This window comes from Ramlibacter aurantiacus, assembly GCF_016722895.1.
GTDB classification, from domain to species: domain Bacteria; phylum Pseudomonadota; class Gammaproteobacteria; order Burkholderiales; family Burkholderiaceae_C; genus Ramlibacter; species Ramlibacter aurantiacus.
The window spans coordinates 128,827-143,120 of the sequence record NZ_JAEQNA010000009.1 but is presented as its reverse complement, the minus strand read 5'-3'; the positions used below and the strand labels follow the sequence as shown (position 1 = coordinate 143,120).

The following is a 14,294-nucleotide window of genomic DNA, read 5'->3' as shown; positions in this document are numbered from 1 at the left end:
GCCCACCCTCCGGAAAAGCCCGCTCACATCGCGATGGCGATCTCCCCGTCGGCGTCCTTGGCGCGCGAGCAGCACAGGACGATGCGGCCCTGGCGCTCCTTGTTGCTCAAGACGAAGTCGCGATGGTCGACCTCGCAGGAAGCGGCCGCGTCGAAGCCGACGGCGCACACACCGCAGATGCCGTCCGAGCACTTCATGTCCACCGGGATGCCGACCTCGATCAGCGCATCGGCGGCGCTGCGATCGGCCGCCACCGGCACCACCCGGTCCGACCGCGTGAGCCGCAGCATGAAGGGCAGGCGCGGCGCGGGCGGCTGCTCGGGCACGGCGAAGTACTCGCGGTGCAGGGCCTCCTCGGGCCAGCCGTGCGCGGCCGCGGCTTCGAAGACGCCGTCCATGTAGCGGGCGGCCCCGCAGGTGTAGAGGTGGGCCCCGGCCGGGTAGTCCGGGATCAGCGCCATCAGGTCGGCGCGCTGGCCCTCGTCCTTGAAGTGGTAGTGCACGCGGTCGTGCCAGGGCGCCTCGGCCAGGTCCTTCAGGAACCCGGCGGTGGTGCGGCTGGCCGCGCTGTAGTGGAAGACGAAGGGCTTGCCCAGCGCGTGCAGCCGGTGCGCCATCGCCAGCATGGGCGTGACCCCGATGCCGCCGGCGAAAAGCAGCGAGACGCTCGCCTCCTCCTGCAGCGGGAAATGGTTGGCCGGGCGCGAGACGAAGACGCGCCGCCCCTCCTTGAAGGCCCGGTGCATCAACGCCGACCCGCCGCGGCCGCCCTGGTCCGGCGGCTCGCGCAGCACGCCCAGCACGTAGCGGCTGCGGTCGGCCGGATCGCCGGCGAGGCTGTAGGCGCGCTGGTACTCGGGGGCGATCACCACGTCGATGTGCGCGCCCGCCTCGAAAGCCGGCAGCTCGGCGCCGTCGGGCGCGGTGAACTCGTATCGCGCCAGCCCCTCGGCCATTTCCTCGCGCCGCTTGAGCACCACCGGGAACACCGGCGGCTCGCCCTCGGGCATTCGGAACGCGGGCGCCAGTCCATCGGTGCGGCCCTCGCGCAGCCGCTGCCTGTAGGCCTCGGGCGTGAGCAGCGACCGGTAGCGCTCGATGCCCTCCTCGCGGTTGACCGGATGCACCACCGGATAGGGCGGCGGCATCTTGTCGGCCGGGTACACGGCCAGGGTCTGGTCCTCGTGGCGCAGCTTGAGCTGCTTGTTCAGGCCGCGGTGGTTGGTCTTGGCCGCCTGCACGTAACGGCCGCTGGCGCGGTCGAGCTCGATGTCCCACCACCACTTCTTGACCGGATTGATGGTGCCGCGGTCGAGTGCGTCGTCCAGGCGCGCCAGCAGGCCCGCGCTGGCCGGGAAATGCATGGCGACCCAGCGCACCCCGCTTTCGGCGAACAGGCCTTCGAGGTTCCAGGGACAGGTCTTCATGCAGCGGCCGCACATGCCGCCGGCGCTGTTGTTGATGCGGTAGCGCGCGCACTTCTCGGCGTCGCTCTTCCAGATCTCGTAGCCGTTGTACATGACCTTGGGACCCGCCGTGATCGCTCCCGACGGGCACTCGCGCGCGCACTTGTTGCAGCTTTCGCAAAAGCGCTGCAGCCCGAAGTCGATCGGCTTGTCGAAGGCCATGGGCAGGTCGGTGCTCACGGTGCCGCTCTTGAGGCGCGGGCCGAGGAATGGGTTGAGGATCACCTCGCCGATGCGACTGACCTCGCCCAGGCCCGACAGCAGCAGCAGCGGTGGTTGCAGCACGTCACCGTCCACCACCGAATGCACCCGGGCCGAATAGCCCAGGCGCCGCACCTGCTCGGCGATCACGCCGCCCAGCATGGAAAAACGCAGGTAGGCACGCATGCTCTGCGCGACGGAAATCCAGTCGTCGCCGCTGCAGCCTTCCATGGTCTCGTGGCCCTGGTCCAGCAGCAGGTTGACGGCGTTGCGGTGGTAGGCCGGCATGGGGTTGCCGCCGGCATCGTGCGAGTAGTAGGCCCACTCGGGGATCGCGCACAGGCCGACGGCGTCCATGCCCAGGTAGTACGACGCGGCCTTGAGGTTGTCGGCGTTGCGCTGCGGGTCGGCGGTGCTGGGCGAGACCGGCCCGCGTGCCTCGCCGAATTGCAGCAGCAGCAGGGCCCCGAGCGCGCGGCGCGCGCACGCGCCGATGGGGCTCTTCATCACATAGAACGCGTTCTTCGCGTTTTCCTGCACGTCCTTGCCGAGGTCGCCGAACAGCGCGCGGGCGAAGAAGTCGGCGCGCTTGGGAAAACGCGGCACCCGCTCGTGGTCGATGAATGTGGTGGGCTCCTCGCGGCGCTTGAGGGTCTCGAACGGATAGGCGCCCTGCCGGAACTCGCGCTTGGCGTAGGCCTCGCGGTTGAAGGCGTTCTTGAGCGTGCCCTTGCCGAGCAGCCAGGCCGGCCCGTGCGAATCCCAGCGTCGTTGCACAGATGCGGGCGCGAGCGGCTGGTCGGCTTCCATCTCGAGGCTGGTGGTCACGGCGGCGAGGCCATAGCGCTTGCCGAGGTAGGGGTTGCTGCCATCTTCGTGGGCCAGGCCGGCGGCGACGGCGAGCTTGCCCAGGTCGACATCGCTGCAGGTGGCGGTGTGGGCGCGCGCGGAAAAGCCCAGCATGCGCAGATAGGTGGACAGCAGGACGGCCGTCTGCGCGCCCAGCAGCGCCGCGCGTTGCGCCTGGGTGCCGACGATCCAGTCGGTGCCGGGTTCGCCAGGCGCCGGATCGCGCGGGTACTCGATGGCGATGACGATCGCATGGCCGTGGTGGTCGACCGGTCCGGGCTGCAGGCGGGCGGACTCCAGCACGTCGGCCAGGATCATGTCCATGCCGGCGGCGAAGCTCTTGGGCTGCGTGCGTTCGAGTTCGCTCGCGAGTTCGACGGTGCGCGGATTGCGGATCGGCTGCGCGAGGATGGCCTGCGGCGGCAGCGCGGCGACGGCCATCATGGTCGCGTCGTAGTAGTAGCCCGCGGCCTTGAGGTGGTTGGCGCGATCGGTGCGATCGGCCGGCACTTCGCCGGGCTGCGGGTTGACCACGCCGTCGCGCACCAGGTCGAACATGGCCATGTAGCGCGCCATGGCATGGGACAGCGATTCAGGGTCTTCGGCCTGGAAACTCAGCGGCTGCATCGGCGGCAGGCCGTCAAGCGACGGCATGGCCGCCTGCCGGGTCAAGCGTTCGAGGGGATACGGTCCGAGGTGGACCGGACGGTCACGGTAGGAAAAGATGCGCATGGGTTCAATCAGGCCGGCTGGCGGTGGCGGCAGGGAGCGTCTCGGCCCGGCGGCGCTGGCTGCGCCACCCGGAGTACAACGACACGCAGAAGGGGACGAGGTAGTTCAGGACAGCGTGCGGCCAGGAGACGGCACCTCCCGCGACCACATGGCCGCCCTGGTTGATCAGGTTGAGGACGGTGCCCACGACCGCACTGACCTTGAGCGCCGTCAACGCGGCCGACCGGTCGGGCCCACCTCTCCAGAGGCGCCGGACGGGCAGGGTAGAAAGGGGGGTCTCCATGGGCGTTGCTGCTCAGTGCCGATCGGGAAGCCCGGGAGGTTAACGGCAGGCGCGCCGATGCCGGAAGCGCCTGGGACGCCATGTGATCGCTCCAGGCGATCGATCCCGAAGGGCGCGCCAAATTCAGGGGCTTGAAAGCCGGCGGATTGCGTCTATGATTAGCACTCACTGAGGTCGAGTGCTAACACCACCTCAGGGTAGCCACGAAGCGCTGACCGAGGTTAGCGCTTTTTGATGTCACCTCCTCACCTGAAGATTAGGAGATCCAATGAGCCTTCGTCCCCTGCACGATCGTGTGATCGTCGAGCGCCTCGAAAACGAAACCAAGACCGCCTCGGGCATCGTCATCCCCGACAACGCCGCCGAAAAGCCTGACCAAGGCAAAGTGCTGGCCGTCGGCCCCGGCCGCAAGAACGACAAGGGTGACCTGGTCCCCATGGGCGTCAAGGTGGGCGACCTCGTGCTGTTCGGCAAGTACAGCGGGCAGACCGTCAAGGTCGATGGCAAGGAACTGCTCGTCATGAAGGAAGACGACCTCTTCGCGGTCATCGAGAAGTAAGCCCACCCTGTTCAACTGAATTCCGGAGTCCAACATGGCAGCAAAAGACGTGATTTTTGGCGATGACGCCCGTCACCGCATGATCGAAGGCGTGAACATCCTGGCCGAAGCCGTGGGTGTCACCCTGGGCCCCAAGGGCCGCAACGTGGTGCTCGAGCGCTCCTTCGGCGCCCCCACCGTGACCAAGGACGGTGTGTCCGTGGCCAAGGAAATCGAGCTCGAGGACAAGCTGCAGAACATGGGCGCGCAGATGGTCAAGGAAGTCGCTTCCAAGACCAGCGACAACGCCGGCGACGGCACCACCACCGCCACCGTGCTGGCCCAGGCCATCGTCCGCGAAGGCATGAAGTACGTGGCCGCCGGCATGAACCCGATGGACCTCAAGCGCGGCATCGACAAGGCCGTGACCTCGCTGGTCGAGCAGCTCAAGGCCGCGACCAAGCCCACCACCACCTCCAAGGAGATCGCGCAAGTCGGCTCCATCTCTGCCAACAGCGACGAGTCCATCGGCAAGATCATTGCCGACGCCATGGACAAGGTCGGCAAGGAAGGCGTGATCACGGTTGAAGACGGCAAGAGCCTGAACAACGAGCTGGACGTCGTCGAGGGCATGCAGTTCGACCGCGGCTACCTGAGCCCGTACTTCATCAACAACCCCGAGAAGCAGTCGGCGATCCTCGAGAACCCGTTCGTGCTGCTGTTCGACAAGAAGATCAGCAACATCCGCGACCTGCTGCCCACGCTGGAGCAGGTGGCCAAGGCCGGCCGGCCGCTGCTCATCGTCGCCGAGGAAGTTGAAGGCGAAGCCCTGGCGACCCTGGTGGTCAACACCATCCGCGGCATCCTGAAAGTGGTGGCCGTCAAGGCTCCGGGCTTCGGCGACCGTCGCAAGGCCATGCTGGAAGACATCGCCATCCTGACCGGCGGCAAGGTCATCGCCGAGGAAGTGGGCCTGACGCTCGAGAAGGTGACGCTGGCCGACCTGGGCCAGGCCAAGCGCATCGAAGTGGGCAAGGAGAACACCACCCTCATCGACGGCGCCGGTGCCGCGGGCGACATCGAAGCCCGCGTCAAGCAGATCCGCGTGCAGATCGAGGAAGCCACCTCCGACTACGACCGCGAGAAGCTCCAGGAGCGCGTGGCCAAGCTGGCCGGCGGCGTGGCCGTCATCAAGGTCGGTGCCGCCACCGAAGTCGAGATGAAGGAGAAGAAGGCCCGCGTGGAAGACGCGCTGCACGCCACCCGCGCTGCCGTTGAAGAAGGCATCGTGGCCGGTGGCGGCGTGGCCCTGCTGCGTGCCCGCCAGGGCCTGGGCGAGCTGCGCGGTGACAACCCCGACCAGGACGCCGGCATCAAGCTGGTGCTCAAGGCCGTCGAGTCGCCGCTGCGCCGGATCGTCGCCAACGCCGGTGGCGAGCCGAGCGTGGTGGTCAACGCCGTGCTGGGTGGCAAGGGCAACTACGGCTTCAACGCCGCCAATGACACCTACGGCGACATGATCGAGATGGGCATCCTGGATCCGACCAAGGTGACCCGCACCGCGCTGCAGAACGCCGCATCGGTGGCGTCCCTGATGCTGACCACCGAAGCCATGGTGGCCGAGGCGCCGAAGAAGGAATCCGCGGCGGCCCCGGCCGGCATGGGCGGCATGGGTGGCATGGGCGGCATGGACATGTAAGTCCGCCGCTTACCCGGACCTCGCTTGCAAGGTCCGGGTGGCTCATGAAAAAAGGCCGGAGCGATCCGGCCTTTTTTCATGGGCGCGCGCCGGTCAGCCGAAGCGATTGGCCTGCGGCTGGGTCGGCTGCACGTACCAGTACAGGACGATCAGCCAGCCGACGAAGGGCACCAGGCTCACCAGTTGCCACCAGCCGCTCTTGTCGATGTCGTGCAGGCGCCGCGCCGTGACGGCGATCGCGGGCAGGAGCAGGACGAGCGTGGCCAGGACGTTGGCTTTCTCGCCGAGCACCGATGACGCGATCGAGACCAGGAAGCAGAACAACATGAACCACCAGAACTCGGGGCGACCGGCGCGCCCGGTGAAGGTGGCGTATTGCTGGAGGCAGGTCTTGACCGACTGGACGAGGTTCATGGCAGAGGGGCTCGCGGAGGAGCCACGATCATAGTCAGCCGTTGCCGCGCCGAAGCCGCTGGATCAGGCCCGCGGTGGACGCATCGAGCCCCTCGACATCGCCACTCTCCAGCCGGGGTGCCAGGTCCTTGGCCAGGACTTTGCCCAGTTCGACCCCCCACTGGTCGAAGCTGTTGATTCCCCACAACGCGCCGCTGCTGAAGACCCGGTGCTCCTGCATCGCGATCAGGGCGCCCAGGCTGGACGGGTCGAGGCGGTCCAGCAGCAGGAAGGTGCTCGGACGGTTACCCGGGAAATGGCGGTGGCCACCCGCGTCCGACTTGCCGAGCATCAGCGCCTGCGCCTGCGCCAGCACGTTCGCCAGCAACTGGGTGTGGTGCCCCGGCAGCTGGTGAGCCGCCTCGCGGACTGCGATGAATTCCACCGGAACCACCTCGGTGCCCTGGTGCAGCATCTGGAAATAGGCGTGCTGGCCGTTGGTGCCGGGTTCGCCCCAGAGCACGGGCGAGGTGTCGAAAGGCACGGGCTCGCCGTGCCGGTCCACCCGCTTGCCGTTGCTTTCCATCTCCAACTGCTGCAGGTACGCCGGCAGCCGGCGCAGTCCGCTGTGGTAGGGGGCGATGCTGCGCGAACCGAAGCCGTGGAAGTCGCGGTACCAGACGTCCAGCAGGGCCAGTTGCAGCGGGAGGTTGCGCTCAAGCGGTGCGCTGGCGAAGTGGGCGTCCATCGCGTGGGCGCCGGCCAGCAGCTCGCGAAAACGGTCGGCGCCGATGGCAACGGCAATGGGCAGGCCGATGGCCGACCACAGCGAGTAGCGCCCGCCCACCCAGTCCCAGAACCCGAAGGTCGTGGTGATGCCGAACTCGCGCGCTGCCGCCACGTTGGTGGTGAGCGCGGCGAAATGCCGGGCCACATCCTGCCCGCCCTGTGCCGCGAACCAGTCACGCGCGGAGCGGGCGTTGGTCATGGTCTCCAGCGTGGTGAAGGTCTTGGAGGCGACGAGGAACAGCGTGTTTTCGGCCTTCAGGCCGCGCAGGACGCCCTGGAGTTCGTGGCCGTCGATGTTCGAGACGAAATGCAGCCGCCGCTGCGGCTGCGCGTAGGCGTCCAGCGCCAGCACCGCCATCTGCGGGCCGAGGTCGGAGCCGCCGATGCCGATGTTGACGATATCGGTAATCGCGGCATCGGCGCGCACCTGCTCGGCGAAGGCGAGCATGGCGTCGAGCGTGTGGTGGACCTCGTCGAGTTCACTCTGCAGCCGCTCGATGCCGGCGGGGCGCCAGGCTGCCCCACGGGCGGGGTAGCGCAGCAGCCAGTGCATGACCTGCCGCCCTTCGGTGCCGTTGATCGCTTCGCCGCCGAACAGGGCGTCGCGCTGTCCGGCGAGGTCGCACTGCTGGGCCAGGTCGAGCAGCAGGCGGCGCGCTTGCGCATCGATCAGGTTCTTGGACAGGTCGCCCAGCACGTGCGGGGCATCGATGGCCAGCGCCTCGACCCGTCGGGGATCGCCTGCGAATGCCTGGCGCAGGTCGAAGCCGCGGCCGATGGACTGGTAGTGGACCTGGAGTGCCTGCCAGGCCGGGGCGCGGTCGCAGCGCGTGAAGCGGGTGGGGTCGAACGCCATGTCAGACGGCCTTGAGGAGTTGCTCGAGCTTGATGGCGTCGGCCGCGAAGGCGCGGATGCCCTCGGCCAGCTTGTCGGTGGCCATCGCATCTTCGTTCAACGCGTAGCGGAAGGACGGCTCGTCGTAGCTCACGGCCGGCAAGTCCAGGCCGGCGGCGTGAGCCGGGTCGAGTGCGCGCTGCACCGGCGCGTTGCTGGCGGCCAGCTCGGCCAACAGTTCCGGACTGATGGTGAGCAGGTCGCAGCCGGCGAGCGCCAGGATCTGGCCGGTGTTGCGGAAGCTCGCGCCCATCACCTCGGTCGGAATCCCGAAGTGCTTGTAGTGCTGATAGATCTGGCGCACCGAACGCACCCCGGGATCATTGGCACCTGCGCGGGCCGCCTCGTCCCACTGGCCGCCGGCGGACTTCTTGTACCAGTCGTAGATGCGGCCAACGAAAGGCGAGATCAGCTGCACCCGCGCCTGCCCGCACGCCACGGCCTGGCAAAAGGAGAAGAGCAGCGTGAGGTTGGTGCGAATGCCCTGCTGCTCCAGCCGGGCCGCCGCCTGGATGCCCTCCCAGGTGGCGGCGACCTTGATCAGGACCCGGTCGGGCGAAATACCTTCGGCCCGGTACAGCCGCATGATGCGTTCGGCCCGGGCGATCGTCGCGGAGGTGTCGAAGCTCAGGCGGGCATCGACTTCGGTGGACACCCGCCCGGGGATGATCCCCAGGATTTCGGTGCCGAAGCGCACCAGCAGGCGGTCCATGATCTCGTCGAGCTCGGCGCTGCGGTGTCGCTCCACGGTCTGCTGCATGAGCGGTGCGTAGTCCGGCTTCTGGACCGCCTTCAGGATGAGCGACGGGTTGGTGGTGGCGTCGCGCGGCTGGAATTGGGCCAGCTGGCGGAAGTCGCCGGTGTCGGCGACCACGGTGGTGAACTGCTTGAGGGCCTCGAGTTGGTTCATGCGGTTCATTATCACAAGGCACGCCACGGCCCGGGCCGCCCGGGCTGTGCCGAATCAGGCCTCATCCCACACGCGCGTCGACCGCCCGCGTTTACCCTCTCTCGCTGCTGCGGACCGCCCTGGTGCGTGCAGGCAAGGCTTCACTTCCCCCTAACATCCGACGCATGAGCTTCGATCTCGTCCTCTTTGGCGGCACGGGCGACCTGGCATGGCGCAAGCTGATGCCAGCCCTGTTCCAGGCGTTCCGCCACGGCAACCTGCCAGCGGACGGGCGCATCGTCGGCGTGGCGCGCGATGACCTGAGTGACGAGGCGTACCGCAACCTCATTCGCAGCCGGTTCGATCAGGTCGAGTTGTCCAAGCGACCCCGTGCCGAGGAGTTCGACCGTTTCGCATCGCTGCTGCACTACCTGCGAATGGACCTGTCGCGGCCGCAGGATTACGAGCGGCTGCAACAGCTGCTGCACGAGCGGCAGGCCGATACCGTCGTGATGTACCTGGCCACCGCCCCGAACCTCTTCACAGCCGTCTGTGAGCAGCTGGCCGCCGCCGGGCTGAACACGCCACGGATCCGACTGGTGCTGGAGAAGCCGCTGGGGCATGACCTCGAATCCAACCGGGCGATCAACCGGGCCGTGCGTTCGGCGCTGGACGAGCGGCAGATCTTTCGCATCGACCATTACCTGGGCAAGCCCTCGGTTCAGAACCTGTTCGCCCTGCGATTCGGCAATGCGCTGTTCGAGCCGCTCTGGCGCCGCGAGCACATCGCCAATATCCAGATCACCATTGCCGAGGACCTCGGGGTCGAGAAGCGCGGTGCGTTCTACGACAACACCGGCGCGCTGCGCGACATGGTGCAAAACCATGCCTTGCAGCTGCTGTGCGCGTTGGCGATGGAGCCGCCGATCGATGCGCATGCCGATGCAATTCGTGACGAGAAGCTCAAGGTGCTGCGGTCGCTCAAGCGCTGGACGCCGCCGGCCATGGACCAACATGCGATCCGTGGGCAGTACGCCGGCGGCCGCATCGGCGGCGAGCCGGTTCGCAGCTACCGCGAAGAACCCGGGGTGTCGCCCGAGAGCCGCACCGAGACTTTCGTCGCCCTGCGTGCGGAGATCGCCAACTGGCGCTGGGCGGGGGTGCCCTTCTACATCCGCACCGGCAAGCGCCTGGCGGCGCGCGACGCGCACATCGTGGTGAACTTCCGGCAAACGCCCCACCCGATCTACGCCGTGCCCGTCGGCGCGGCCAACAAGCTGGTGATCAACCTGCAACCACGCGATGGACTCGAGCTGCATCTGCTGGCGCAGGCGGAGAACAGCCGCCACGCGGCTCGCAGTCCGATCCCGGTGCTGGCGCCGGTACACCTGAACCTCGACTTCACGCAGCGGTTCGGCTCCGAGCGCGTGGGCGCCTACGAGCGCCTGTTGCTGGACGTGATCGACGGGCGGCTGAACCTCTTCGTACGCAGTGACGAGCAGGAGGAGGCCTGGCGTTGGGTGGAACCGCTCCTGCATCACTGGAGCCGTGATGCCAACGGGCTGCGTCCCTATGCCGCCGGCACCTGGGGACCCAGCGCGTCGAGCGCGATGATCGCGCGTGACGGCTTCTGCTGGAGCGAGGAATGTTGATGGCCGCGAAGGAGCGTCACGGTGCTCGATCGGATCCAGAAAAGTCTTGCCACCCTGCCTCCCGCTGAACGGCGCGTCGGCCAGCTGGTGCTGCAGGAGCCGGCGGACTTCGCACGGCTGCCGGTCGGCGAACTCGCCGCGCGGGCCCGGGTGAGTCGGCCCACGGTGGTGCGCTTTTGCCGGACCCTCGGCTATGACGGCCTGTCCGACTTCAAGTCGAGGCTGGCCAGCGAGCTGGCACGCGGACACGAGACGACGCCGCGCTGACGATCTGGTGCGGGCTCATGCACCGTGCGGCAGGGCCGGCGCCAGCGGCAGGGCTTGTTCGACCAGGCTGGCATGCAGGGCGGCGCCCAGGGGCAGGATCTCGTCATTGAAGTCATAGCGGTTGTTGTGCAGCATGCAGCTGCCTTCACCACCCTGGCCGAGGCGCAGGTACGCACCCGGCTTGACCTGCAGCATGAACGAGAAGTCTTCCGACCCGAGGCTGGGCTCGAGGTCGCGCAGCACGTTGTCGGGACCGACCACCGCCTCGGCGACCTCGCAGGCGAACAGGGCCTGGTCCGGGGTGTTCACGGTCGCCGGGTAGATCCGCTCGTAGTTCACGACGGCCGTGGCTCCGAAGCCCAGCGCGACAGCGCTGCACAGCTCGGTCAGGCGACGCTCCAGCAGGTCCTGCACATTGGGTCGAAAGCTGCGCACGGTGCCCACGAGGGTGGCCCGGTTCGGGATCACGCTCATGGCATGCAGATCGCCCGCCTGCATCGCACAGAGGCTGACCACCGCGCCGTCCGTGGGCCTGACGTTGCGCGAGATGATGCTCTGTGCTGCGGTAATGATGTGGGCCGCCACCAGCACGGGATCGACGGCGAGATACGGATGGGCGCCGTGGCCTCCCTTGCCCGTGATCTCGATGGTCACACGGTCTGCCGCCGCCATCATCGCGCCCGGGTTCGTGCCGACCATCCCCGGCTTGAGCGCCGGCCAGTTGTGCATGGCGAACACGGCCTCGACGGGGAAACGGTCGAACAACCCGTCCTGCACCATGGCGCGGGCCCCGGCCAGTCCCTCTTCACCTGGCTGGAAGATGAGGACGGCGCTGCCGTCGAACTGCCGTGTCTCGGCGAGGTAACGGGCGGCACCGATCAACATGGCCGTATGCCCGTCATGACCGCAACCATGCATCATCCCGGGCCGCGTGGACCTCCAGGGAAAGTCGTTGCTCTCCGACATGGTGAGGGCGTCCATGTCGGCGCGCAGGCCGATCATCCGGCGCCCCGCGCCACGGCCGTGGATCACGCCGACGACGCCCGTCTTTCCAATGCCGGTGTGGATCTCGTCCACGCCGATCACCCGCAAGGCTTCGACCACACGCGCGGCGGTATAGATCTCTTCGAAACCCAGCTCCGGATGGGCGTGCAGGTCACGCCGCAGGGCCGTGAGCTCCGGGTGGTACTGGGCGATGTGCGCGAAGGCTCGGCCGTTCGCCTTCAGGCGAGGGGCGGCGACTGGCATCATGGACGCGATCCTTGGCCATGGATTGGCGCGGCCGCTACGGCGCTCGGCGGCCGCCGGATTCCGAGAGGTCGAGGGGAGCGGCTGGTTCGCCGCGTGCCACGCGAAATGAAGACGAGCATGAGCAGTTCAAGCAATGCGAAATCATGCTAGCAGAGCACGCGCGAGACGGGGGATGAAGCGTTCAAGTCCGCCCTGGCGAGGCAGCATTCCAGAACGGCGGACATGCGGCCGAACCACCCTTAGAAAGTGCCGCCCTCAGCCTCCGTTCCTCGGGACGTGCTGAGCTTCACGGGGCCGTACCAGGCCTGTGTGTGAGCGCCCGTGTTGTCGCTGTCGGTCATCAGACCGAGGCCGACCAAGGCCCCAGGCGGTTCGCCGAACACACGCTCGAAGTCGGAGCGGATGTCGCGCTCGTAGTCCAGCCAATGCTTGAGCTTGTCCCCTCCGGACTGCACGACCAGCTTGCGGATGCGGTCCGTGCGCGGATTGACAATCACGTCGCCGACTGGCCGCTGGTTGCTCCACACGTACATCAGGGTCGCGTAGGGCAGCGGCTCACCCGTGACGGCCTGCGCCAACTCCGACAGCATGGCGTTGCGCGGCGACAAACGTGAACGATCGCCCTCGAACACCAATACCACCCGCACCGGCGAATCATCGGCATCGCGCAGGCGCATGTCCGCCTGCTCGATCAAGGCCGGCACCCACCAGGAAAAGCGCAATTGGCCAAGCGCGTGCGGTGGCACATGAAGCCGCTGGCGCAGCGCACTCGCGGAGGCAGCGGACTGTGCCCGAACCGCATGGCGCCCATCCTTGCGCGCGTAGCTGAATGTCGTGCGCTTCTTTCCCGGAAACGCCTGGTGGTGCCAAGGACCGCGCGGCTCGACGGCAGCGCCCGCCAGACGAGATTCTTCGGCCCAGGGACTGCGACCGATCTCGACTCCTGGTGGAGTGGTCGCGCAGCCGCCCACCAAGGCGGCTATCAAAGGCACGGCGATCAGTTTCCAGTCACGGCTCATGAGATTCAAAGATGCAGCCAACTCGGGGCGGTGGCTTCGTGGCTCCCTACACATGAAAAAAAGCCGCCCGAAGGCGGCTTTCAAGTTTCTTCATCTTCAAGCCGGCGGATACCGGCCTGTCGATCAGAAGGCGTGGCGAACGCCGATGTCGACGCCGCTGGACTTGCCATTGGCGCTGACGGTGGCGCGACCCAGAGCGGCAGAGGCGCCACCGTTGTTGCGCAGGTGAGCGACCGAGGTGTACACGGCGGTGCGCTTGGACAGGTTGTGGACGTAGCCCAGCGCGACCTTGCGGCTGCGCGGCTCGGCGCCGGTGCCCAGGGTGAACTCGGACTGCGAGTAGGCGGCGCGGATTTCGCCGGTGCCGACCGGCACGTTCACGCCAGCCACCCAGGAGTTCAGCTCACGGGTCGCCGTGGCGGCCAGGGAGTCGATCTCGGTGCGGCTGTACATGGCGGAGGCCTTGGCCACGCCGAAGTTCCAGCTGCCGCCGACGTTCCAGGTGGTCACGTCGCCGGTGGTGGCGGTGGACGCGTAGTCTGCACGGCCGAAGGCGGCGGACACGTCGAACGGACCTGCGGCGTAGCCGAGGCGGGCGCTGTAGCCGTTGCCGTCGTCTTCGGTGGCGGCGCCGTTGCGCAGGTTGTCACCCAGGTGATAGCCCACTTGGCCATAGAAGCCGCCGATGTTGGCGGGCAGCAGGTAGTGGATGCTGTTGGACGCGCGGGTGGCGGTCGGCCAGGCAGCGATGTGGTTCACGAAGGCCAGGCTGGCACCGACGCCGTTGGCACCCATCGGGTCGTAGGCGGTGTGCGCCCAGAAGTGGCCCATGTAGTCACGGCCCAGGCGGATTTCACCGAAGCCACCGGCCAGGCCGATGGTGGAACGACGGTTGAACATGATGCCCTGGAGACCAGCGGTCAGGGGGGTGGGGTTGGCCTGGTTGTTGACGTTGCTCGGCTGGCCGACACCGGTGTCGGGCTCGATGCCGGCTTCCAGCCAGAAGTTGGCGCTCAGGCCACCACCGAGGTCTTCCACGCCACGGATGCCGAGGCGGCTGGCCGAGTGACCGTTGGGCTGGATGCTCAGGCGGTTGCTGTCACCGGTGCCGTATTGCACGGTCACGTCGACGATACCGAACATGGTGACGGAAGATTGGGCCGAAGCAGCACCGGCGGCAGCCATCACGGCCATCGCGACGAGAGTCTTTTTCATGCAAGTTTCTCCAAGGTTAAACAAGGGCGCCGGTCTCGCGGAACTGCAGGCATCGATGCTCATGCCGGACCCCGGGCCAACCTCCTTTTCGGAAGCTGGGGCTATTGCACCAGAACCGATCTGAGCCGCGCAAAGTATTTAGCCCGTCGAAGCGTG

11 protein-coding genes and 1 pseudogene are annotated in these 14,294 nt (G+C 67.5%); 4 read left to right on the top strand and 8 right to left on the bottom strand.

Annotated elements, in window-relative coordinates; translation table 11 throughout:
* Window positions 1-23: 23 nt before the first annotated feature.
* Together JI739_RS20660 and nrtS are read right to left on the bottom strand one after the other, a co-directional pair.
* On the bottom strand, window positions 24-3,248 hold the full coding sequence (locus JI739_RS20660; RefSeq protein WP_201685893.1) for a 4Fe-4S dicluster domain-containing protein: 3,225 nt from the start codon (window positions 3,246-3,248) through the stop codon (window positions 24-26).
* Window positions 3,249-3,252: 4 nt separating this feature from the next.
* A complete protein-coding gene (gene nrtS / locus JI739_RS20655) occupies window positions 3,253-3,531 on the bottom strand; it encodes a nitrate/nitrite transporter NrtS (RefSeq protein WP_201685892.1) in 279 nt (92 codons plus the stop codon).
* 268 nt (window positions 3,532-3,799) lie between these two features.
* On the opposite strand from nrtS, the gene groES reads away from it, so the two are divergent.
* A complete protein-coding gene (groES, locus tag JI739_RS20650) occupies window positions 3,800-4,090 on the top strand; it encodes a co-chaperone GroES (protein ID WP_201685891.1) in 291 nt (96 codons plus the stop codon).
* Window positions 4,091-4,124: 34 nt separating this feature from the next.
* A complete protein-coding gene (gene groL, locus JI739_RS20645; RefSeq protein ID WP_201685890.1) occupies window positions 4,125-5,768 on the top strand; it encodes a chaperonin GroEL in 1,644 nt (547 codons plus the stop codon).
* A 93-nt stretch (window positions 5,769-5,861) separates the two neighbouring features.
* Here groL and JI739_RS20640 read toward each other — a convergent pair whose 3' ends face one another.
* The 3 genes from JI739_RS20640 to tal are packed head-to-tail and all read right to left on the bottom strand — an operon-like array spanning window position 5,862 to window position 8,755.
* On the bottom strand, window positions 5,862-6,182 hold the full coding sequence (locus JI739_RS20640) for a DUF805 domain-containing protein (protein ID WP_201685889.1): 321 nt from the start codon (window positions 6,180-6,182) through the stop codon (window positions 5,862-5,864).
* 34 nt (window positions 6,183-6,216) lie between these two features.
* Window positions 6,217-7,806 (bottom strand): glucose-6-phosphate isomerase, encoded by a 1,590-nt coding sequence (gene pgi / locus JI739_RS20635; protein ID WP_201685888.1) that lies wholly within the window; start codon window positions 7,804-7,806, stop codon window positions 6,217-6,219.
* A 1-nt stretch (window position 7,807) separates the two neighbouring features.
* Window positions 7,808-8,755, bottom strand: a complete 948-nt coding sequence (gene tal / locus JI739_RS20630) for a transaldolase (protein WP_201685887.1) — start codon at window positions 8,753-8,755, stop codon at window positions 7,808-7,810.
* Window positions 8,756-8,919: 164 nt separating this feature from the next.
* Between tal and zwf the strand changes: the two genes are divergently transcribed.
* Window positions 8,920-10,386 carry a glucose-6-phosphate dehydrogenase gene (gene zwf, locus JI739_RS20625; RefSeq protein ID WP_201685886.1) on the top strand — a complete coding sequence of 489 codons (1,467 nt, stop codon included), beginning with the start codon at window positions 8,920-8,922 and terminating at the stop codon, window positions 10,384-10,386.
* A 21-nt stretch (window positions 10,387-10,407) separates the two neighbouring features.
* Window positions 10,408-10,632 (top strand): annotated as a pseudogene (locus JI739_RS20620) (MurR/RpiR family transcriptional regulator); the annotation flags it as partial.
* Between the two features lie 36 nt (window positions 10,633-10,668).
* Here the strand turns inward: JI739_RS20620 and JI739_RS20615 are convergent.
* The 3 genes from JI739_RS20615 to JI739_RS20605 all read right to left on the bottom strand — a co-directional run bounded on the left by JI739_RS20615 (window position 10,669) and on the right by JI739_RS20605 (window position 14,138).
* Window positions 10,669-11,904 carry a M20 aminoacylase family protein gene (locus tag JI739_RS20615; protein WP_201685884.1) on the bottom strand — a complete coding sequence of 412 codons (1,236 nt, stop codon included), beginning with the start codon at window positions 11,902-11,904 and terminating at the stop codon, window positions 10,669-10,671.
* A 239-nt stretch (window positions 11,905-12,143) separates the two neighbouring features.
* Window positions 12,144-12,923, bottom strand: a complete 780-nt coding sequence (locus JI739_RS20610; protein WP_201685883.1) for a DUF3047 domain-containing protein — start codon at window positions 12,921-12,923, stop codon at window positions 12,144-12,146.
* 123 nt (window positions 12,924-13,046) lie between these two features.
* Window positions 13,047-14,138, bottom strand: a complete 1,092-nt coding sequence (locus JI739_RS20605) for a porin (protein ID WP_201685882.1) — start codon at window positions 14,136-14,138, stop codon at window positions 13,047-13,049.
* Window positions 14,139-14,294 lie beyond the last annotated feature (156 nt).

What these genes read in the sequence shown, in the direction of transcription:
- JI739_RS20660 (WP_201685893.1), bottom strand. Translation starts at nt 3,248, where the DNA reads ATGCGCATCTTTTCCTACCGTGACCGTCCGGTCCACCTCGGACCGTAT.
- nrtS (WP_201685892.1), bottom strand. Translation starts at nt 3,531, where the DNA reads ATGGAGACCCCCCTTTCTACCCTGCCCGTCCGGCGCCTCTGGAGAGGT.
- tal (WP_201685887.1), bottom strand. Translation starts at nt 8,755, where the DNA reads ATGAACCAACTCGAGGCCCTCAAGCAGTTCACCACCGTGGTCGCCGAC.
- JI739_RS20605 (WP_201685882.1), bottom strand. Translation starts at nt 14,138, where the DNA reads ATGAAAAAGACTCTCGTCGCGATGGCCGTGATGGCTGCCGCCGGTGCT.
- JI739_RS20610 (WP_201685883.1), bottom strand. Translation starts at nt 12,923, where the DNA reads ATGAGCCGTGACTGGAAACTGATCGCCGTGCCTTTGATAGCCGCCTTG.
- zwf (WP_201685886.1), top strand. Translation starts at nt 8,920, where the DNA reads ATGAGCTTCGATCTCGTCCTCTTTGGCGGCACGGGCGACCTGGCATGG.
- JI739_RS20640 (WP_201685889.1), bottom strand. Translation starts at nt 6,182, where the DNA reads ATGAACCTCGTCCAGTCGGTCAAGACCTGCCTCCAGCAATACGCCACC.
- groES (WP_201685891.1), top strand. Translation starts at nt 3,800, where the DNA reads ATGAGCCTTCGTCCCCTGCACGATCGTGTGATCGTCGAGCGCCTCGAA.
- pgi (WP_201685888.1), bottom strand. Translation starts at nt 7,806, where the DNA reads ATGGCGTTCGACCCCACCCGCTTCACGCGCTGCGACCGCGCCCCGGCC.
- JI739_RS20615 (WP_201685884.1), bottom strand. Translation starts at nt 11,904, where the DNA reads ATGATGCCAGTCGCCGCCCCTCGCCTGAAGGCGAACGGCCGAGCCTTC.
- groL (WP_201685890.1), top strand. Translation starts at nt 4,125, where the DNA reads ATGGCAGCAAAAGACGTGATTTTTGGCGATGACGCCCGTCACCGCATG.